Raw genomic sequence first — 20,173 nt, 5'->3', positions numbered from 1 at the left:
CTGCCGACGCCGAGTGTTCCAGAAAGCGCGCCGGATTTCCGTCGCCGATGGCGGATTCCCACCATTCGTCAGATTCATTCAATTCCGGGTGGAATTGCGCGGGCGGCTCGGCGGCCGCGGGTGGCGCAGGGCCCGGCAGCCCTCCCCCGCGGGGGAGGGCTGCCGGGCCCCGGGCGGAGGGGTGCGCTCAGGTCGCCCGCGGCGGGCGGCTCATGCACCAGGTCAGCGGCCCGCCGTCGGGCAGCTGCACCTCGGCGGTCACCTCGAAGCCGAGCCGCCGGTACAGCCGGACGTTGCGGTCCCCCGTCGTCTCCAGGTACGCGGGCGCCCCGGCCTCGTCGGCGGCGGCGAGGCCGGGGCGGATCACGGCGCTGCCCAGCCCCCTGCCCTGCCGGTCCGGCCGCACGCCGACGGTGCCCAGGAACCACGCCGGCCCGGTCGGGCGGTGCGGCCCGAAGGCCCGCTCGGCGCGGGCGGAGACCTCGGCCCGGTCGCCGGCCAGGTGCGCGGCCCGCTCGGCGAGCGGCCCGAACGCGGCGGCGGCGTCGGTGTCCGGGGTGGTCCACACCGCGACGGCCGCGCAGTCGTCGGCGACCCAGACCGCGCCGTGGGCGAGCCCCACCTCGACCAGGAACAGCCGCTGCAGCTCCCGCACCCGGCGCTCGTGGTCGTCCGCGGCCACGACGTGCCGGATGAACGGGTACCCGGAGAACGCGGCGGCCAGGGTGTCGGCGGCGGCGTCGACGTCGTCACGGGTGGCGCGGCGGATCTGAACCATGATCATGACGATACCGGCGGCCGGGGGCGGCGCCGAACGGATAACACCGCCGTCGCGGCGGCGGTCCGGGCGGCACGCGCCGGGCCGGCGACAGCGGCGGTTCACCCGTTGGTGTCCGGTGCCGCGACCTGCGGGTGACGAGCGCGGTCGCGCTCCGCGGTGGAGTTGCGGCGGCCGGGGCGCGAGGTACGTTCACCGCAGTCGGCGGAACCCTCCACACCCACCCGCGCGGACGTCGGGCGGCACAGCGAAGGGCACGATCCCGATGTACTACAGCAACGGCAACTACGAGGCGTTCGCCCGGCCGCGCAAGCCCGAGGGCGTGGACGACAAGACCGCGTGGTTCGTCGGCTCCGGCCTCGCCTCGCTGGCGGGAGCGGCGTTCCTCATCCGCGACGCGCAGCTGCCCGCCCACCGGATCACCGTCCTGGAGCGGCTGGACCTGCCCGGTGGCGCGCTCGACGGGATCAAGGAGCCGAAGAAGGGCTTCGTCATCCGCGGCGGGCGCGAGATGGAGAACCACTTCGAGTGCCTGTGGGACCTGTTCCGCTCCGTGCCGTCGCTGGAGGTCGAAGGCGCCAGCGTGCTGGACGAGTTCTACTGGCTGAACAAGGAGGACCCGAACCGCTCGCTGCAGCGCGCCACCGTCGACCGCGGCCGGGACGCCCGCACCGACGGCCTGTTCACCCTCAGCGACAGGGCGCAGAAGGACATCATCAAGGTCTTCCTCGCCACCCGCGAGGAGATGGAGGGCAAGCGCATCGACGAGGTCTTCGGCGAGGACTTCCTCAAGAGCAACTTCTGGCTGTACTGGCGGACCATGTTCGCCTTCGAGGAGTGGCACAGCGCGCTGGAGATGAAGCTGTACCTGCACCGGTTCATCCACCACATCGGCGGGCTGCCGGACTTCTCGGCGCTGAAGTTCACCAAGTACAACCAGTACGAGTCGCTGGTGCTGCCGCTCTACAAGTGGCTGCTGGACCAGGGCGTGGTGTTCCACTTCAGCACCGAGGTGACCGACGTCGACTTCGACATCACGCCGGGGCGCAAGCAGGCCACCCGCGTGCACTGGATCCGCGGCGGAGCCGAGGGCGGGGTGGAACTCGGCCCCGACGACCTGCTGTTCATGACCATCGGCTCGCTGACCGAGAACTCCGACAGCGGTGACCACCACACGCCGGCCGCGCTCGACGAGGGCCCCGCGCCGGCCTGGGAGCTGTGGCGGCGGATCGCGGCGAAGGACCCGTCCTTCGGCCGCCCGGACGTGTTCGGCTCCCACATCCCGCAGACCAAGTGGGAGTCGGCCACCGTCACCACCCTCGACCCGCGCATCCCCGAGCACATCAGGAGGATCTGCAAGCGCGACCCGTTCAGCGGCCGGGTCGTCACCGGCGGCATCGTCACGGTCAAGGACTCGAGCTGGCTGATGAGCTGGACGGTCAACCGGCAGCCGCACTTCAAGCAGCAGCAGCCGAACGAGATCGTCGTGTGGCTCTACTCGCTGTTCGTGGACCGGCCGGGCGACTTCGTGCGCAAGCCGATGCAGGACTGCACGGGCGAGGAGATCACGCGGGAGTGGCTGTACCACCTCGGGGTGCCGGTCGAGGACATCCCCGAACTGGCCGCGACCGGCGCCAAGTGCGTGCCGGTCATGATGCCCTACATCACGTCGTTCTTCATGCCCCGCCACGCCGGCGACCGACCCGACGTCGTGCCGGAGGGGTCGGTGAACTTCGCGTTCATCGGCCAGTTCGCCGAGACCAGCCGCGACTGCATCTTCACCACCGAGTACTCGGTGCGCACCCCGATGGAAGCCGTCTACACCCTGCTCGACGTCGGCCGCGGGGTGCCCGAGGTGTTCGGCTCGACCTATGACGTGCGGGCCCTGCTGGCCGCGACGAGCAGGTTGCGCGACGGCGAGGAGCTGCGCTTGCCGGGTCCGGGCGTTTTCCGGAACTGGCTGCTGCGCAAGCTGGACGCGACCGAGGTGGGCGAGCTGATGACCGAATTCGGCCTGGTACCGGACAAGCCCTAGGAAGACGCAACGATGCCGCACCTCGTGCGCACACCGGTTGCTTCGTGTTCTCCTCCCCGTACGGCCTGGGCGCAGCCCGATCGCATTTGTCGGGGGGTGTCAAGCACGCTCCTCGCTTGACACCCCCCGACAAATGCGATTGCCTTCGGCAGGCCGTGCGGGGAGGAGAACACGACCGCACTTTCTTTTCCTCCTCCTTGGGGGCCTCTCGGCCGCTCTTCTTACTTGGGTCGCGCACCGAGCCGGGTGAGATTCGGTGCTGTACCGCCCGAGGCTGAAGAGCTTGAAAGAGTCCTCGCCGGACAGGCAGGCCGCCAAGGAGGAGGAAGAGCAAGAGCGGTCGTGTTCCCCCCGCATGGCCTGTCAAAGACGACCATGCTTTCTTGGGGGGTGCAAGCGAAAAGCGTGCTTGCACCCCCCAAGAAAGCATGGTAGCCCTCCGGGCAGGCCATACGGGGAGAACACGAGGACACCGGTCTGCACGGGGCGTGCCGAAAGCCTGGAAGCCAAGAGCGGAAATCGCGCGCACGGGTGCCGGGTGACCGGATGCTGGCGCTGTTCGTCGCGGCCGGTCCGGTGCGGTGCCCGAGGGCGAGGGCTCGGTGGGCCCTGCGACCTCGGGCACCGCGGGTTGTCAGTCCACAGTGGACTTACTTTCACGGTGCACTGCGCCGGCTTCCAGCCGGACCTCCCGGCCGGACCAGCGGGAGCGCAGCCACCGGTCGTGGCTGGCCACGACGATCGCGCCGGGGCCGGGGCCCAGCGCGTCCTCCAGCTCGTCGCAGAGCCCCGGGGCGAGGTGGTTGGTGGGCTCGTCCAGCAGCAGCAGCTCCGGCGGGTCCGCCACCAGCAGGGCCAGTGCGAGCCTGCGGCGCTGGCCGGCGGAGAGCCGGCCGACCGCGGTGTCGAGGTCGCGTTCGGCCAGCAGGCCCAGGGAGGTCAGCGGCACGTCCTCGGCGCGCTCGACGCCCAGCTCGGACTCGTAGGTCTCGCGCGCGGTCCGGTCCGGGCGGTCGAAGGCGGTGTCCTGGGCGAGCAGGCCCGTGGTCAGCCCGCGCCGCCGCCGCACCTCTCCCCCGTGCTCCAGCCTCCCGGCCAGCACGGCGAGCAGCGTGGACTTGCCCGCGCCGTTGCCGCCGGTGACCAGGAGCCGTTCCCCTGCCCCGATGTCGAGCCGGTCCACGACGAGCCGGCCGGGCACGCGGACGTCGCGCAGCACCACGGGCTTCTCCTCGGCCGCCTCGCCCGCCGCTTCCGCCTCGACGGCCAGGGCGGCCGGGTGGAAGCGCAGCGGTCGCGGTGGTTCGGGCGCCGCAGCGCGCTCCAGGACCTCCAGGCGGCGGGTGGCGTTGCGGACGCGGCGCGCGACCTGGTTCTGCACCCGGCCGCCGGAGTGGCCGTAGCCCATCTTCTCGTTGTCGCGCTTGTCCCGGTTCGGCGCGACGTGGCGCGCGGTGCTGCCCGCCGCGTGGCGCAGTGCGGCCAACTCCTCCTGCTGCTCCTGGTAACGCCGCTGCCACCGGTCCCGGTCGGCGCGTTTTCGGGCCGCGTAGGCGGTGTAGCCGCCGCCGAAGAGGGTGGGGCCGCCCAGCGCCGGGTCGAGGTCGACCAGGTCCGTGCACACGGCGTCGAGGAACGCGCGGTCGTGGCCGGCGACCACCACGACACCGGGCAGCGCGCGCAACTGCTCCTCCACGAAGGACACCGCCTCGTCGTCGAGGTGGTTGGTGGGCTCGTCCAGCAGCAGCGCCGACGGCCGCCGCACCAGCAGCGCGGCCAGGGCCAACCGGCCGCGCTGCCCGCCGGAGAGCGAGCCGAGCGGGCGGTCGTGCGGCAGGGCCGCGAGGCCGAGCGCGGCGAGGACGACCCCGGCGCGCCGGTCGGCGTCCCAGGCTTCGCGGTGCTGCGCCCGGTCGAGCCGGTCGGCGTAGGCGGCGAGCAGTGCCCCGTCCTCCGGGGCGCGGGCGAGCAGCCGGCCCAGGCGGTCGAGTTCGGCGAGGTCCTCCCGCGCGTCGCGCAGCGCGTCGGCGAGCACGTCGGCGACCGTCCCGGCCGGGTCGAACAGCGCTTCCTGGTGCAGGAAACCCAGGTCCGCCGGCCTGGTGACGGAGCCGGCGTCGGGCTGGTCCACCCCGGCGAGCAGCCGCAGCAGGGTGGACTTGCCGACGCCGTTCTCCCCGATCAACCCCCACCGCCGGCCGGGCGCGGCGGTGAAGCTGACGCCGTCGAGCACCCGGCGCGCGCCCAGGACGCGGACCAGGTCGTGCGCGAGCAGGGCCGGTTGCTGCATGGCGGGATCCCCCGGAGGTGGTCGGGCCGGTCAGCGGGCGTCGGGCGCGGTGACGTCGAGCAGGCGGCCGTCGGCGAGCCGCAGCCGGCGCTCGACCTCGATGTCGGCGAGGAACCGCTCGTCGTGGCTGACGACCACGAACGCGCCCCGGTAGGCGTCCAGCGCGCTCGCCAGCTGGCCGACGCTGACGATGTCGAGGTTGTTGGTCGGCTCGTCGAGCAGCAGCAGCTGCGGCGCCGGTTCGGCGAACAGGACGCACGCCAGGGTGGCGCGCAGCCGCTCGCCGCCGGAGAGCACCCCCACCGGCAGCCGGACGCGCGCGCCGCGGAACAGGAAGCGGGCCAGCAGGTTCATCCGCTGCGACGGCGGCAGCGCGGGCGCGTACGCGACCAGGTTGTCCAGGACGCTGCGCTCGGGGTCGAGCAGGTCCAGCCGCTGGGACAGGTAGGCGACCCGCCCCGGGTGCCGCGCGACCCGCCCCTCGTCGGGCTCCAGGTCGCCGCTGACCAGCCGCAGCAGGGTGGACTTGCCCGAGCCGTTGGGGCCGGTCAGCGCGATCCGCTCGGGCCCGCGCACCACCAGGTCCACGCCGTCGCCGGCGTAGAGGGCGCGGTCGCCGCGGCGGACCCGCAGCCCCTCGCCCAGGAAGACCGTGCGCCCGGCCGGCACGGCGGTGTCGGGCAGCTCCAGGGCGATCCGCTGCTCGTCGCGCAGGGCGCTCTCGGCCTCGTCCAGCCGGGCCTTGGCCGCGGAGAGGCGGGCGGCGTGCACCTCGCCCGCCTTGCCCGCCGACTCCTGCGCGTTGCGCTTCATGGTGCCCGCGAAGATCCGGGGCAGGCCCGCGCTGCCGAGGTTGCGCGCGGCGTTGCCGGCCCGCCGCTGCGCGCGCTCGCGGGCCTGCTGCATCTCCCGCTTCTCGCGCTTGACCTCCCGCTCGGCGTTGCGGACGGTCTTGTCGGCGGCCTCGCGCGCGGCGCGGGCGGCGGCCTCGTAGTCGGTGTAGTTGCCGCCGTGGAACCGGACCTCGCCGCGGTCCAGCTCGGCGATGCGGTCCACGCGGTCCAGCAGCGCCCGGTCGTGGCTGACCAGCAGCAGGCAGCCCGACCAGTCCGCCAGCACCTCGTGCAGCCGCCGCCGCGCGTCCAGGTCGAGGTTGTTGGTGGGCTCGTCGAGCAGCAGCACGTCGGGCCGCTTGAGCAGCTGCGCGGCGAGCCCGAGGGAGACGACCTGCCCGCCGCTGAGGGCGCCCAGGCGCCGGGTGAGGTCGAGCCCGCCCAGCCCGAGCCGCTCCAGCTGCGCCGCGGTGCGCTCCTCGACGTCCCAGTCCGCGCCGATGGTGGTGAAGTGCTCCTCGGCGGCGTCGCCCGCCTCGACGGCCGCGATCGCCGCGAGCACCGGGGCGATGCCGAGCACCTCGGCCACGGTCAGGTCGCCGGTCAGCGGCAGGCTCTGCGGGAGGTGGCCCACGACCCCGTCGACGGAGACGCTGCCGCTCGCGGGCCGCAGCTCGCCGGCGATCAGCTTGAGCAGCGTGCTCTTGCCCGCGCCGTTCGGGGCGACCAGGCCGGTGCGGCCACCCGGCACGCTGAAGGACAGGTCCTGGAACACCGGGGTGCCGTCGGGCCAGGAGAACGACAGGGCGGAGCAGACGATGAACGCGTCGGACACGGAAGAGACCTCGGAGGTGGCGAGCGGGCGCACCACGGCGACACCGCTGGTGGGCTGGGTGGTATGACGACACCGCCACGGCAGCCGCGCGACCCGCGCGCGCTCGCCGGTGGCTCAACGACCCCGGGGATCACCCGGAGATGTCGTCGTCACCTGCCACGCCTGCCACGTCACCACTCCGACGTTCGGGAACAGTCCGTTGCCGAGGGTAGCAGAACGCCGCTCGGCGGTCGCGCCCGTTCCGGCCGCGGGAGGGACCGGCAGAACCGGTACGGAGGGCCGGTTCTGCCGGGGGCTCCGTCGCGCGCGCCCCGGTGGGCGGCGACTCCCGGCGCAGGTGGCCCGCGTGCCCGAGGTGACCCGCTGCCCGAGGTGACCGGCGTGCCCGAGGTGACCCGCTGCCCGAGCACCAGGGGACCACTCCCGGCGGCGGTGGACCAGGCAGGACCACCGGCAGAACTGCACAGGACCACCGGCAGGACTGCGGGGTGCCGCAGGGGTCTGCGGGCCGGTGGGCACGGCGGCACGGCAGAAGGGCGGCACGGCAGAAGGGCGGCACGGCAGAAGGGCGGAAGGGTGGCCCGCGGACCGGGTCCCCGCCCCGCCGACCACCCCTGCCAGGCGCGGTCCCTGCCACCGCGCCGAGGATCGGGGGCGCACGCGGAGCCTTCGCGGGGGAGCGCCGGGGTCCCGGTGCCGCCTTCCGACCTGCCGCAAGTCCATCAGGCGGAGCGCGGGGGGACCAGGCAGAACAACCGGCGGAACCGGCGGCAGTACCGGTGGCCGGGGCGCGTGGCAGGATCGCCACCGCAGAGGGGCGCGGGGCGAGGGCGCCCCTCCCGGCAGGGGGGTTTCCGCCAGTGGTCACGACGTTCGGCGACTTCCTGCGCTTCTACCGGCTGCGGGCCGCACTCACGCAGGAGGAGCTGGCCGAGCGGACCGGTGTCAGCGTGCGGGCGATCAGCGACGTGGAGCGGGGCCGGGCGCGCACCCCGCAGCGGCGCACCGTCGAACTGCTGGTCGCCGGCCTCGGCCTGACCGGCGAGGACGCGGCGGAGTTCGCCGGCCTGGCCCGCGCCGGCCGCCGGGACCGGGTCGCCCCGGCGGCCGGGCCGCCGGGCTTCACCGGCGGGCAGTGCGCGCTGCCGCCGATCCTGATCGAGCTGACCGGCCGGGAGCCCGAGCAGCGGGTGCTGGACGCGTGCGCGGCCGAGGCGGACTCCTCGGCGGTGTCGCAGGTCCTGCTGGTCCACGGCCCGCCGGGGGCGGGCAAGACGGCCCTCGCGGTCGACGCCGGGCACCGGCTGGGCGCCCGGTTCGCCCACGGCTGCCTGTTCCTGGACCTGCGCGGCATGAGCGCCGACCCGCTGACGCCGGCGCGGGCGGTGCGCGCGCTGCTGCGCGGCCTGGGCGTGGCGGAGCGCGACATCCCGGCCGAGCGGCCGGACCGCCTCGCCCTGTACCGCTCGCTGCTGCGGGAGCGGTCGGTGCTGCTGGTCCTGGACGACGCGGCCGACGAGGCGCAGGTCCGCCCGCTGCTGGCCGGCGGTCCGGGTTCGCTGGTGGTGGTCACCAGCCGCCGCGCGCTGGCCGGCCTGGCCGCGCGGCGGCTGTCGCTGGAGCTGCTGGGACCGGCGGCGGCGGTCGCGCTGCTGGGCCGGATCGCGGGCGGCGACCGGGTGGCCGCCGAGCCCGCGGCGGCGCAGCGGGTCGCCGAGCTGTGCGGCGGCATCCCGCTGGCCCTGCTGATCGCGGCCAACCGGCTGGCGAGCAGGCCCCGGTGGACCATCGCGCACTTCGCGCACCAGCTCGACGCCCGCCACCGCCGGCTGTCGGTGCTGACCGCGGGTGACCTGCAGGTGCGCGCGGCGTTCGACGTCTCCTACCGCCAGCTGCGGCCGGAGGTCGCGCTGGTGTTCCGGCGGCTGGCCGTCGCGCCCGGCGCCGGCACCTCCGCCGAGCTGGTCCGCGTGGTGACCGGCCTACCGGCGGCGGAGGTGGCGGCGGCCCTGGCGGAGCTGACCGACGCGAGCCTGCTGCGGGCCGGCGACGAGCCCGGCCGCCACACCTGCCACGAGCTGATCCGGGTGTTCGCCCGGGAGCTGCTGGAGCGGGAGGAGGACGCGGCCGGGATCGCGCGGGTGACCCGGCGGATGCACGACTGGCTGCTGGCGGTGGCGACGAAGGCGGCGCTGCACTTCGACCACGACCGGACCGAGGTCGCCGTCGCGGTCGACGGGCCGGACCCGGTGCCCGACCGGGAGTCGGCGGGCCGGTGGCTGGCCGCCGAGGAGGGCGCGTGGCGGGAGGCCCTGCGGGCGGCGGCCGGGCGCGGCGCGCACCGGCAGGTGCTCGACCTGGCCCGCGCCGTGCACTGGTACTCCGACCTGCGCGGCACGGGCGGCCTGTGGCGCGAGGTCTTCCAGGCGGGCGCCGAGGCCGCCCGCGCGCTGGGCGACCGCCGCGCCGAGGCCGAGCAGCTCAACTACCTGTCGTGGGCGCTCTACGCGCTGTGCGGGCGGGCGCGCGAGGCGTTCGGGGCGCACGAGCGGGCGCTGGCGGCGGCGGTCGGGTCCGGGGACACCGTGACCGAGGCGTGGGCGTGGTACTACCGGGCGGGCATCGAGCGGCGGTTGACGACGGCCACCGCCGCGGTCGCGCACTGCCGGCGCGCCGTCGCCCTGTTCGAGGCGGCCGGCCACGCCAACGGCCTGCACCTGGCGCTGTCGCTGCTGGGCGTGATGCTGCACGCCGCGGGCGAGGTGGCGGAGGCGGTGGCGGTGCACCGGCGCAGCGTCGCCCACTACCGGCGGGCCGACTCGCAGGGCCGCGCGGGTGACGCCGAGCTGCTGTCCATGGTGCTGACCCGCCTCGCGACCGGCCTGGCCGCGTCCGGCGACCTGCCCGGCGCGCTGGGGCTGCTGGCCGAGGCCGAGTCCCGGTTCGCCCGGCACGGCGCGCCGGCGGGCGTGTCGCGGGTCCGCTACCTGCGCGGGCTGGCGCTGGCCGAGGCGGGCCACCGGGACGAGGCGCGCGCCGAGCTGCTGTGCGCGCTGGGCGAGGAGCGCCTGTCGGAGAACCGGGTCGAGATCCTGAGCCGGCTGGCGGACCTGTCCGCCGACCCCGCCGAGGCGCGGGAGCACCGGGTGCGCGCGCTGGCCGAGTGCGCCCGCTACGACACCCCGGCCGTGCGCTCGCGGGCCGCGGGGCTGGCCGCGGCGCTGGGCGTCGAGCTGCCCGGCCCCGCGCCCGTGCCCGCCCGGTCCGGTTCGAACGGCTGACCCCGGCGCCTCCCGGTCCACGGTGGACCGCCCGCGGCGCGCCCGCCCGTCGGTCACCGCCGCGTCGACCACCGCCGCGGGACCGGCTCCCTGTGGGACCGGCTCCGCGGGACCGGCTCCGCAGGACCCGCTCTCCGCGGGAACGGCTGCGCGGGGTCGGTGCCGGCAGGGGCGCCCGGTGGGGCCGGTGCGCGGGGCAACCCTGAAGTGTGGCCGGGAAACGCCGCCGGCGGTACCGACCGGAAGCACCTACCACCGCGCACCGCCCGGGTGCGACGCTTCGCTGGTTCGACCGCGTCCCGACCAGGCCGCCAATTCCTGCGAGGGCGGACGCGGTCGGCCTTTCCCTGCCTCACGAGGAGCATCGGATGAAACACAGAGTCCTGGGTGCGGCGGTCGCCCTGGCGACCCTCGCCTGGGTCACCGCGCCCGCCGGGGCCGCGGCGGCGGCCGAGGAACGGCAGCCCGGCACGACGTCGACCACGACGGCGCTCGCGCCGCCCGACGTCGACGTGGCCGCGGTGCAGGCCCACCTGTCGCAGTTCCAGAGCATCGCCACGAGCAACGGCGGTCACCGGCGCGCCGGCAGCGGCGGCTACACCCAGTCGGTCGCCTACGTCAAGGGCAAGCTCCAGGCGGCCGGTTACACCGTGGTCGAGCAGCGGTGCACGACCTGCACCTACGTGTCGAACAACCTGATCGCGGACTGGCCGGGCGGTGACACCAACCAGACCATCATGTTCGGCGCGCACCTGGACGGCGTGACGGCGGGCCCCGGCATCAACGACAACGCCTCGGGCTCGGCCGCCCTGCTGGAGAACGCCCTCCAACTGGCCGCGCGCAAGCCGACGATGACCAAGCACGTCCGGTTCGCCTGGTGGACCGACGAAGAGCAGGGCCTCAACGGGTCCGCCTACTACGTCAGCCAGCTGACCTCCGCGCAGAGGTCGGCGATCAAGGCGTACTACAACTTCGACATGGTGGCGTCCCGCAACGCGGGCTACTTCATCAACAACATCAACACCGCGGCGGCGGCGCCGCTGCGGGAGTACTGGACGTCGCTGGGCCTGTCGCCGGAGGAGAACACCGAGGGCGCGGGCCGTTCGGACGACGCCTCGTTCCAGCGGGCGGGCATCCCGTCGTCGGGTTACGCCACGGGCGCTTCGTACCGCAAGACCAACGCGCAGGCGTCCAAGTGGGGCGGCACGGCCGGGACGGCCTACGACCCGTGCTACCACAACAGGTGCGACACGACCAGCAACATCAACGCCACGGCGCTGGACCGGGCCTCGGACGGCATCGCCCACACGATCTGGAAGCAGGCGGTCAACGACAGCCCGGCCGCCGACTTCTCGCTCGCGGTGAGCCCGGCCTCCGGCACGATCCCGGCGGGCGGCTCCGGCACGTTCACGGTGAACACCACGACCACGTCCGGGTCTCCCCAGAACGTGGCCCTCTCGGCGACCGGCCTGCCCAGCGGCGTCACCGTGACGTTCAACCCCGCGACCGTCCAGTCCGGCTCCTCGTCGGTGGCGACGGTCTCGGTCAGCCCGTCGGCGGCGGGTGGCACGTCGTCGATCAGCGTGAGGGGCACGGGTTCGGTGGCCCGCACGGCGACGTACGCGCTGACCGTCACCGCCGACGCCCCGGACAACGACTTCTCGCTGGCGCTGAGCCCGGCCTCCGGGTCGATCGGGGTGGGCACCTCGGGCGCGTTCACGGTGAACACCACGACGACGTCCGGGTCACCGCAGAACGTGACCCTCTCGGCGACCGGCCTGCCCAGCGGCGTCACCGTGACGTTCAGCCCCGCGACCGTCCAGTCCGGCTCCTCGTCGACGGCGACCGTCTCGGTCGCCGCGTCGGCCGCCAACGGCACCTACTCGATCACCGTCGTCGGCTCCGGCGCGGTGACGCGCACGGCCACGTACTCCCTGACCGTCACCGGGGGTGGTGGTCCGGGCGGCTGCGACGGCGTGGCGGCGTGGGGCGAGGCGGCGTCCTACGTGCCGAACGACGTGGTGTCGCACAACGGTCACAAGTGGCAGTCCAAGTGGTACTCCGTCGGCGCCGAGCCGGGCGCGCCCGGCTCGTGGGCCGTCTGGCAGGACCTGGGGGCCTGCTGACCCCCGGGCGCGACGCCGAACGGGCGGCTGCCGGCTCACCGAGCCGGCAGCCGCCCCTCGTCCCGGTCCCCCGCTGCTCGGCTCGCTCGGCTCGCTCGGCTCAGCCGCAGAGCGCGTGGTCGATCAGGGCGGTCGAGGGGTCCTTCTCCGCCGGCGGGCTGCCGTCGGTCGGCACGGGGGTGCGGGTGTTCATCGACACCACCACGCTGCGGTCGCCGTCGTCGGTCACGCCGTTGCGGGTCAGGTAGCCGTGGATGGTGCCGCCGTGCGACCACGCCCCGCCGCAGGAGTTCGGGGTCCACATGATGCCCAGGCCGTACCGCGCGCCCGGCCAGGCGTCGTCGAACTGCGGCGCGCGCACCGTCCGCTTCATCTCCGCCAGCAGGTCCGGCCGCAGCACCCGCCCGCCCAGCAGCGCCCGCAGGAACCGGTTGCCGTCGTCCACCGTGCCGGTCATCGCGCCGGCCGCGCCTCCCCACGACGGGTTCTGCAGCGTCACGTCCACCCGCGGCCCCCACTCCGGGTCGGCCGCGTCGCCCTCGGGGAACCGGTCGTAGCCCTTGGCGTGCGGGCCGGGGATGTGGGGCGACGTGTAGGGCGCGTGGGTGTTGCCCAGGCCCAGCGGGCGGATGACGCGCGCGGTCACCTCCTGCTGCCACGTCCGCCCGGTCACGCGCTCGATCACCATCCCGACCAGGGCGTAACCGGTGTTGGAGTACGACCAGCCCGCGCCCGGCGCGAACGTCGGCGGCTTGGACACCCCCAGCCGCACGGCCTCGGCGGCGGTGACCGTGTCGAACCGGGACTTCAGGAAGCCCTCCCGCGTGGACAGGAACGGCAGCTCCCTCGCGTAGTCGTGCAGCCCGCTGGTGTGCTGCAGCAGCTGCCGGATGGTGATGGCGCGCCCGTCGTTGCCGTTGCCCGCCACCACCCCGGGCAGCCACCGGTCCACCGTGTCCTCAAGGGACAGTCGCCGCTCACCCACGAGCTGCAGCACGGTCGTGGCCACGAACGCCTTGGTGAAGCTGCCGATCCGGAAGTGCGCGTTCCACGGCACGGGCGTCTTCGCGTCCAGGTCGCCGTGCCCGCTGCGCACCGTGAAATCGCCCCGTCGCGCGTCCACGCCGACCAGCACGCCCGGCACGCCCTGCGCGAGCAGCGCGTCGGCGTCGCGCTGCACCGTGCGGGACAGCTCCGAGGTCTCCGGCGCGGCGACCGCCGCGCCGACCGGGACGCCGGCGGGGCCGGCCACCGCCAGGCAGAGGGCCGTCGTCATCGCGGAAATTCGTCTCGTGCCCACGGGGGGTATGAAACCCGAAGTCCGCGGCCGTCGCCCTGAAGGGCGGCCAAGAGCACCCCTCCGGGGGTACCGGTGACTCCACCCGAGGACCGACGACCGCACGGCGGGTGACCGCCACCGCGGGCGGCGCCCGTCACGAGGCGTCGACCGGGGCGCGGGAGCCCGCGCCCCCGGTCACCGGGTGGCGGCCTGCCCGCGGGGCAGCGGGCCCACGCCGGAGTGGCGGCCGGGGCGCACCGCGGCGTGGCGCTGCCCCGGCCCCGGACCGGACCGGGCGGCCAGGGCGTCGGCCACGAGGCCGGTGGCGAAGGCGTAGACGGTCTTGTGCAGCAGGTCGACCGCCAGCTCGCCGCGGGGCCAGGTCGGCGGCGGCGCGCCGACTCCGGTCGCGTTCTCCAGGATCTGGTCGTTGGTCAGCCGGACCACGGCGAACTTCGCCGAGGCCCACGGCCCCCGCAGCCCGGCGTGCGCCATGACCGAGCGCAGCACGCCCAGCAGGGCGCCCTGCCCGTAGTGCATCGCCAGGTTCACCGACCTGGGCTGACGCCCGGCCCGCTCCCGCATCCCGGTGAGCCGTTGCAGGACCCGTGCCGGGACGTGCGAGTCGGGGCGTCCGGTCAGGCGCTGCTCCACCTTCTCCCCCAGGGTCATCACCAGCACCCCGGCCGTTCCCGCGACCAGGCCCTGCCACAACGCGCGTGTCATCATGCCGCCACGGGTACCCGGTCCCCGCCACCTACTCACCGGCCCCGCCCGTTCGAGGTCGACGCGCCCGCACCGGTCGTGCGGGCCCCGGCCCCGCGGCCGGGCACTTTCGACGACCCGCGGGCCCGCAGCCATTGTCGGGCGCATTGCGCGCATTGGTCGTGGCAGGTCCGGAATCGCTTTGCCGGCCATTGTCGTCAAGCTGTTCGGGGCTCGGGTTCGGGTTCGGCCCGGGTTCGGGTTCGGGTTCGGGTTCGGGTTCGCCGAATCGTCGGCCGGTCCGGGTCGCGGGACGAATTCGCCGGGGGTTCCGGCGCGGAACGCGGCGTCGGCGGCGCTGCTCGCGGCAGCGCCGCCGGGGACGACGTGGTGTCAGCCGCGCTTGGTGGCGAACACCTGGACCCACCACGGCCCGTTGGCGCTCGAGTTCACGCCCACACCGAGGTCGTGCAGGCCGCAGTCGAGGATGTTGGCGCGGTGGCCGTCGCTGTTCATCCAGTCCCGCATGGCCTGCTCGGGGGCCGACGGTCCTTTGTGGATGTTCTCGGCCCACTTCTGCCAGGTGTACCCGGCGGCGTTGAGGCGGTCGCCGGCGTCCGCGCCCTCCGGGCTGTTGTGGTCGTAGTAGTTGCGGGCGGCCATGTCGTCGGCGTGGGCCTGGGCGGCGGCCTGCGCCTGGCTGTCCACGGTCACCGCCGCGCACCCCACCTTGGCCCGCTCGGCGTTGACCAGTTCCACGACGCGCTCCGCCGTCGCGGTCGTCCGGTCGGAGGGCTGTGCCACACCCGGCTGTTCGAGCACACCGACCCCGGCGCCCGCCAGCGCGACCGCCGCCGCTGCTGCCGCCAGCGCTCGTCGTCGGGAGGACCGGTCCCCCTTGCCGGAGGACCGAATGCGCGTCGACTCGTCATAGTGTTCCATGATGGCTCCACTCGTCCGATGTGCGGTTCGGATACCCGTCGAATCGCCGGGGGAACGACGCGGGAATGCTTTCACCGGGTCAGGTATCGCGTGGAATACGTTCCTGTTTTCTGGGTAAGCCCCTGTGCGAGGCGGGTTCCCCGGGACGGCAGCGCGTCCCCCGGTTCCCCGTCAATCCACAGTGGACTCGAACCGCCGAACCGCGGCCGGCTCCGGCCGGGAGCGCCTAAGGTGACGACCATGCCACCGCCCCGGGCCGTGAAGGCCGTGCCGTTCGCCGTGCTCCTGCTCGTGGCCGGGTTCGTGCTCGACGCGACAACGGTCTTCTACGCGTTCGAGCACGAGGACGAGGTCTTCGCGCTCGCCAGGACCAAGCGGGACGCCTTCGACAGCGCGTCGGCCGTGGTGGTCGGCGACTGGCTCTCGGGGTTCTCGCTCGTCGTCACGGGCCTGAGCACCGCCCTGCTCTGCGTCGCGGTCCACCTCCTCCTGCGCGGCAGGCGCTCGGGCCACGTCACCGCGCTCGCGGTGCTGGCGCCGCACGTGCTGTTCACCGCCATCGCGCTGCCGGGGGTGGGCTGGCGGGATCGCGCCGCGCTCGACCCGGACGACCTGAGCGCCTACTTCGACCCCGCTGTCACGCCCGCGTTCGTCCGGATCGCCGACCTGGCCGCGGTACCGCTCGGTTTCGCGGGCTCCGCAGCAGCCCTCGCCCTGCTCGTGCTCCCCGCGACCCGCCACTGGGTCCGCCGGCGGAGCGGGGTCGGGTGAGAGCTGGGCGGGGTGGGTGGGGTGGGCGACACGCGAACCACCCCCGCGCGGCGTCCGGGACAGCGGGGTCGCTGCCCCGGAACCGGCACGCCGGTCCGGGGCACGACGGTCCGGGGCACGACGGCCCGACCGCGACGGTCAGGGGTGGCGGCGGAGGTGGTCGAGGATCGCGTCGGCGACCCTGCGGTGCACGACGGCCGGCAGGGCGTGGCCCAGCTCGGGGATCTCCAGCAGCCGCGCGTCGGGCAGCAGCCCGGCCAGGTGGCGGCCGTGGCCCAGCGGGAAGAACGGGTCCTGCCCGCCCTGGACGACCAGCGTGGGCGTGGTCGCCGTGCGCAGGTCGTCCGCTCCGCGCGGCAGCGGGGTGGACGCCAGCCGGATGTGCCCGGTGGACGGCAGGAACGTGCCGGCGTGCGCGATGACGCGCCGCTCCAGCCGCAGGTACTCCGCCGGGTCGAACGGCAGCGCGTCGCCGTGCAGCTCCCGCCACAGCGCGACGCGGCGCTCCAGCTCGGCTTCCTCGGTGGCGCCCGGTTCGGCCAGGGCGATCACCCGCGTGAGGCGTTCGGGGCCGACCGCCGGGTTCTCGTCCGTGGTGCCCATGTCCAGCGCCCCGGTGTGGGTGAGCGTCAGGGAGCGCAGGCGGTCGGCGTGGTCGACGGCCAGCAGCTGGCCGATGAGCCCGCCCATCGACATGCCCACCACGTGCGCCCGGTCGACGCCGTGGGCGTCGAGCACCGCCACGGCGTCCCGGGCGAGGTCGCCCAAGTCGTAGTCGGCTTCCGCCGCGGGGACCGCCGTGGACCTGCCGGTGTCGCGGTGGTCGTACCGGATGACCCGGCACCCGCCCTCGACCAGCAGCTCGACGAATTCGTCCGGCCAGCCGGGCGCCGCGGCGCCGGCTCCCATGACCAGCAGGACCGGCGCCGCGCCCGGCTCTCCCCGGTCCTCGCTCCACAGCCGGACCGTCCCCGCCCGCACGATGCGCTCCGCCACGGCACCCCCCGAAGTCGATCAACCGGCACGACGGTACACCGGCTCACCCGCGGCCCTGCGGGCGCCGACCGGGCACGCCCCGGCTGAACAGGTAGTTCCGCCGGCTGCCGACCACCTCGCGGGTTTCCCGCCAGGCCGAGCCGCCCCAGGCCCACATGCGGTAGCCGCGCTCGGCGAGCCAGTCCCGGACGGTCCCCGGCGAGCGGTGGAACCGGCCCAGGTGGCGTTCCTCGACCTCCAGCAGGAGCGTCGGGGCGCAGCGCTCCAGCAGGCGGGAGCCGCCGAGCAGCACGTCGAACTCGGCGCCCTCCACGTCGGCCTTGACGAAGTCGACGCGGTCGACGCCGAACCGGTCGCAGAACCCGTCCAGGGTCAGGGCCTCCACCAAGACCTCGGCCTGGTCCTCGAACTCCGCGTTCGAGCCCAGGCCGTCCGCGCCCGCGGTGAGGAAGGACCGCCCGGTGACGAACCGGCCGTTGCGCAGCGGCACGCTCATGGTCAGCGGGCCGCTGCGCGCGGCCAGGGCGAGCCGGTGCCACCGCACGTTGGGCAGGGACCGCAGGCCCAGCAGCCGCGAGGGCGCGACGTGCGCGAACGGCAGCGGCTCGGCGCTGTGCACGACGCCGGTCGGGCCGACCAGCCGGGACAGCTCCGCGGTGTAGAGGCCCAGCGCCGCGCCGACGTCCAGGCAGACGTCGCCGCGCCGGACCAGCCCGCGCAGGCCGCGCAGCTCCGGCTCGACCCACCGGCCGGCGCGGGCGAGGCCGCGGACGGCGTCGCTCACCACCCGGTCGCGCAGTCGGGGCAGCACGCGGCGGGGCGTCGGGACGAGCGGCATCGGGGTGTCCTGCTTCCGGAGTCGGGTCGGGTGGGGGGCGTTTCGGGAAGGGGTGTCGGCCGAGAACCCGGCCGGGGAAAACCTACGCAGGCGCGGCGGGCGACACGTCCTCCGACAGGCGGATCCGCCGGGAGCACCCACGGGGGACGGTCGCGGGTGGTGTAGCTCCGCAGAGCTACCCCGCCCTGGCTCTGCTCGGTGACGTGGCGCGCGGACAACTCCTGGGCAGGCGGGCGGAACCGGTCCGAGCCGGCGCGCGCCTCCCGGCAGGGCGCGCCCGGCCACCGGGAAGGGTCGCCGACGCCGCTACCCCGCCCCGGGCACTTCCGGCGACCCGCCGCGCCGGCGCCCTCTGCGGGATGTGCGCGGTGTTCGCCGCCGTCGTGACGTGGACCGGGATGCCCGCCCGCCGGGCGGGGCAGCCCTGAGCACGCGACCCGCGCGACCCGCCACCCGCGCGACCCGTGACCCGCGACCGTGACCCGTGACCGTGACCGTGCGAGGTTGCCCCGGTGCGCCCGCCGGCCGGCCTGACGGTGGCGCGGCTGGTGCGGGAGGATGTGCCCCGGCCTCAGAGGGGGCGGGCGGGGCGGATGCGACGACACCGGGTCAGCGACCTGCGCGGCGGTCGGCCGGCGCGCCTGCGCGGCGGTCGGTTCGAGGGCCGGCGCGGCAGCGGATTCGGCGGGCGGTCCGGGGGCCGGCGCGCCGGGCTCGGCGCGCCGGTCGCCGCGGCGCTGCTGTTCGCCCTGGCCGCGTGGGCGTTCGCGTTCCGCGTCCTGCCCGACGGCTGGCCCGCGGCGGGCCGGGTCGCGGCGGGTCTCGCCCTGGCCGCGAGCCAGAGCGCCCCGGTGCTGTGGTGGCGGCGGCGCCCGGTGGTGGCGTGGGCGGCGCTGCTGGTGGCCTGCGGCGGCGCGCACCTGATCGAGCGGGCGGTCGGGACCTCCACCGGGAGCCTGTTCACGCCGGGGCAGTTCGCCCTGCTCGCCGTGCTCTACGGGGTGGGGCTCACCCGGAGCCGGTCGGTGGCGGCGGCCGTCGCGGCGGCGACCCTCGCCGCGGCGCTGCCGACCGGGGTGGGCAGGCCGGAGGTGCTGGTCCTGGCCGTGGTGACGGCCGTGCTGCTCGGCGGGTCGCGGGCCGCGCGGGAGGAGATCGCGCGGGCGCCGGCCGCGCGGGAGGAGCGCACCAGGATCGCCCGCGAGCTGCACGACGTGGTGGCGCACCACATGTCCGTGCTGGCCGTGCAGGCCGAGACCGCGCCGTACCGGCTCGACGGCCTGCCGCCGCCGGTGGCCGAGCAGTTCCGCGAACTGGCCGACAAGGCGCGGCTGGCGCTGGACGAGATGCGCGGCCTGCTCGGCGCGCTGCGCGGCGACGAGGCGGCCGAGCGCGACCCGCGGCCGACGCCCGAGCAGGTCGCGGCGCTGGTGGAGTCGGTCCGCCGGGTCGGCACGCCGGTGGACTTCGAGTTCGACGCCCGGCTGCGCCGGCTGGAGCCGCCGCGGGCGCTGTCGGTCTACCGCATCGTGCAGGAGAGCCTGAGCAACGCGCTGAAGCACGCCGCCGGCGAGCCGCTGCACGTGAGCGTGACCCGCGACGGCGACGCGGTGCGGGTCCGCGTGCGCAACCGGCTGCGCGGCGGCGCGGGCGCGCCGGGGCAGGGCATCTCGGGGATGCGGGAACGGGTGGACCTGCTGGGCGGTAGGTTCGCGGCGGGGCCCGACGGGGCCGGTCACTTCGTCGTCGACGCGGTGATCCCCGACCGCGGAGGGGGCGCATGATCCGGGTTGTCGTCGTGGACGACCAGGCGATGGTCCGGGAGGGGTTCGGCGCGCTGCTGGACAGGCAGCCCGACATGGCGGTCGTCGGCGCGGCCGGCGACGGCGAGCACGCCGTGGCCCTGTGCCGCCGGGAGAAGCCGGACGTGGTCCTGATGGACATCCGCCTGCCGGTGGTGGACGGCCTGGCCGCGACCCGCGCCCTGATGGGCGACCCGGACCCGCCGAAGGTGCTGGTCCTGACCACGTTCGACCTCGACGAGTACGTGTACGAGGCGCTGCGGTCGGGGGCCTGCGGCTTCCTGCTCAAGGACGCCCGCGCCGAGGAGCTGATCACCGCGGTCCGCGTGGTGGCCGAGGGGCACGCCCTGCTCGCGCCGCGGGTCACCGGCAGGCTGATCGAGCGCTTCGCGCAGCAGGCGCCCGCCCCGTCCGCCCGGCCCCGCGAGCTGTCCGGCCTGACGCCGCGCGAGACCGAGGTGCTGCGCCAGGTCGCCAAGGGCCTGTCCAACGCGGAGGTCGCCGACCGGCTGTCCATCGCGGAGGAGACGGTGAAGACCCACGTCGGCCGGATCCTCGGCAAGCTCGGGCTCCGCGACCGCGTCCAGGCGGTGGTGCTGGCCTACGAGACCGGCCTGGCCCGCGGCCGGTAGCCGGCGGCCGGGCGGCGGGACCGGCGGCCG

14 protein-coding genes are annotated in these 20,173 nt (G+C 75.2%); 6 read left to right on the top strand and 8 right to left on the bottom strand.

The genetic code is table 11. The features are described 5' to 3' along the window. Positions 1–187 precede the first annotated feature (187 nt). Entirely contained in the window at positions 188–778 is a 591-nt protein-coding gene (locus JOE68_RS29160) for a GNAT family N-acetyltransferase (protein ID WP_239562389.1), read from the bottom strand. Between the two features lie 265 nt (positions 779–1,043). Between JOE68_RS29160 and JOE68_RS29155 the strand changes: the two genes are divergently transcribed. Further along, positions 1,044–2,813, top strand: a complete 1,770-nt coding sequence (locus tag JOE68_RS29155) for an oleate hydratase (RefSeq protein ID WP_204845577.1) — start codon at positions 1,044–1,046, stop codon at positions 2,811–2,813. Positions 2,814–3,447: 634 nt separating this feature from the next. Here JOE68_RS29155 and JOE68_RS29150 read toward each other — a convergent pair. Together JOE68_RS29150 and JOE68_RS29145 are read right to left on the bottom strand one after the other, a co-directional pair. After that, positions 3,448–5,103, bottom strand: coding sequence for an ABC-F family ATP-binding cassette domain-containing protein (locus JOE68_RS29150; RefSeq protein ID WP_204845576.1), 1,656 nt, complete (start codon positions 5,101–5,103; stop codon positions 3,448–3,450). Between the two features lie 30 nt (positions 5,104–5,133). Further along, on the bottom strand, positions 5,134–6,771 hold the full coding sequence (locus JOE68_RS29145) for an ABC-F family ATP-binding cassette domain-containing protein (RefSeq protein ID WP_204845575.1): 1,638 nt from the start codon (positions 6,769–6,771) through the stop codon (positions 5,134–5,136). 860 nt (positions 6,772–7,631) lie between these two features. Here JOE68_RS29145 and JOE68_RS29140 point away from each other — a divergent pair. After that, positions 7,632–10,052 carry an ATP-binding protein gene (locus JOE68_RS29140; RefSeq protein WP_204845574.1) on the top strand — a complete coding sequence of 807 codons (2,421 nt, stop codon included), beginning with the start codon at positions 7,632–7,634 and terminating at the stop codon, positions 10,050–10,052. A gap of 368 nt (positions 10,053–10,420) precedes the next feature. Next, entirely contained in the window at positions 10,421–12,178 is a 1,758-nt protein-coding gene (locus tag JOE68_RS29135; RefSeq protein ID WP_204845573.1) for a M28 family peptidase, read from the top strand. A gap of 100 nt (positions 12,179–12,278) precedes the next feature. Here JOE68_RS29135 and JOE68_RS29130 read toward each other — a convergent pair whose 3' ends face one another. The 3 genes from JOE68_RS29130 to JOE68_RS29120 form a co-directional block, all read right to left on the bottom strand. Then, a complete protein-coding gene (locus JOE68_RS29130; protein ID WP_307819970.1) occupies positions 12,279–13,478 on the bottom strand; it encodes a serine hydrolase domain-containing protein in 1,200 nt (399 codons plus the stop codon). Between the two features lie 174 nt (positions 13,479–13,652). Then, positions 13,653–14,186: a hypothetical protein gene (locus JOE68_RS29125; protein ID WP_204845572.1), complete on the bottom strand. Its 534-nt coding sequence runs from the start codon at positions 14,184–14,186 to the stop codon at positions 13,653–13,655. Positions 14,187–14,555: 369 nt separating this feature from the next. Beyond that, positions 14,556–15,104, bottom strand: coding sequence for a CAP domain-containing protein (locus JOE68_RS29120; protein ID WP_239562388.1), 549 nt, complete (start codon positions 15,102–15,104; stop codon positions 14,556–14,558). A gap of 240 nt (positions 15,105–15,344) precedes the next feature. Between JOE68_RS29120 and JOE68_RS29110 the strand changes: the two genes are divergently transcribed. Then, positions 15,345–15,875 (top strand): hypothetical protein, encoded by a 531-nt coding sequence (locus tag JOE68_RS29110; RefSeq protein WP_204845569.1) that lies wholly within the window; start codon positions 15,345–15,347, stop codon positions 15,873–15,875. A 138-nt stretch (positions 15,876–16,013) separates the two neighbouring features. Here JOE68_RS29110 and JOE68_RS29105 read toward each other — a convergent pair whose 3' ends face one another. Together JOE68_RS29105 and JOE68_RS29100 are read right to left on the bottom strand one after the other, a co-directional pair. Next, positions 16,014–16,871, bottom strand: a complete 858-nt coding sequence (locus JOE68_RS29105; RefSeq protein ID WP_307819968.1) for an alpha/beta fold hydrolase — start codon at positions 16,869–16,871, stop codon at positions 16,014–16,016. A gap of 43 nt (positions 16,872–16,914) precedes the next feature. Then, positions 16,915–17,709: an FkbM family methyltransferase gene (locus JOE68_RS29100; RefSeq protein ID WP_204845568.1), complete on the bottom strand. Its 795-nt coding sequence runs from the start codon at positions 17,707–17,709 to the stop codon at positions 16,915–16,917. 593 nt (positions 17,710–18,302) lie between these two features. Between JOE68_RS29100 and JOE68_RS29095 the strand changes: the two genes are divergently transcribed. Then, on the top strand, positions 18,303–19,493 hold the full coding sequence (locus JOE68_RS29095) for a sensor histidine kinase (RefSeq protein ID WP_204845567.1): 1,191 nt from the start codon (positions 18,303–18,305) through the stop codon (positions 19,491–19,493). Beyond that, complete coding sequence (locus JOE68_RS29090) at positions 19,490–20,143, top strand: response regulator (protein ID WP_204845566.1); 654 nt, start codon at positions 19,490–19,492, stop codon at positions 20,141–20,143. The genes JOE68_RS29095 and JOE68_RS29090 overlap by 4 nt, the downstream gene beginning before the upstream one ends. Positions 20,144–20,173: the final 30 nt, after the last annotated feature.

Source organism: Saccharothrix algeriensis (assembly GCF_016907655.1).
Classification (GTDB): Bacteria; Actinomycetota; Actinomycetes; order Mycobacteriales; family Pseudonocardiaceae; genus Actinosynnema; species Actinosynnema algeriense.
This window is presented reverse-complemented; position numbering and strand designations above follow the sequence as displayed.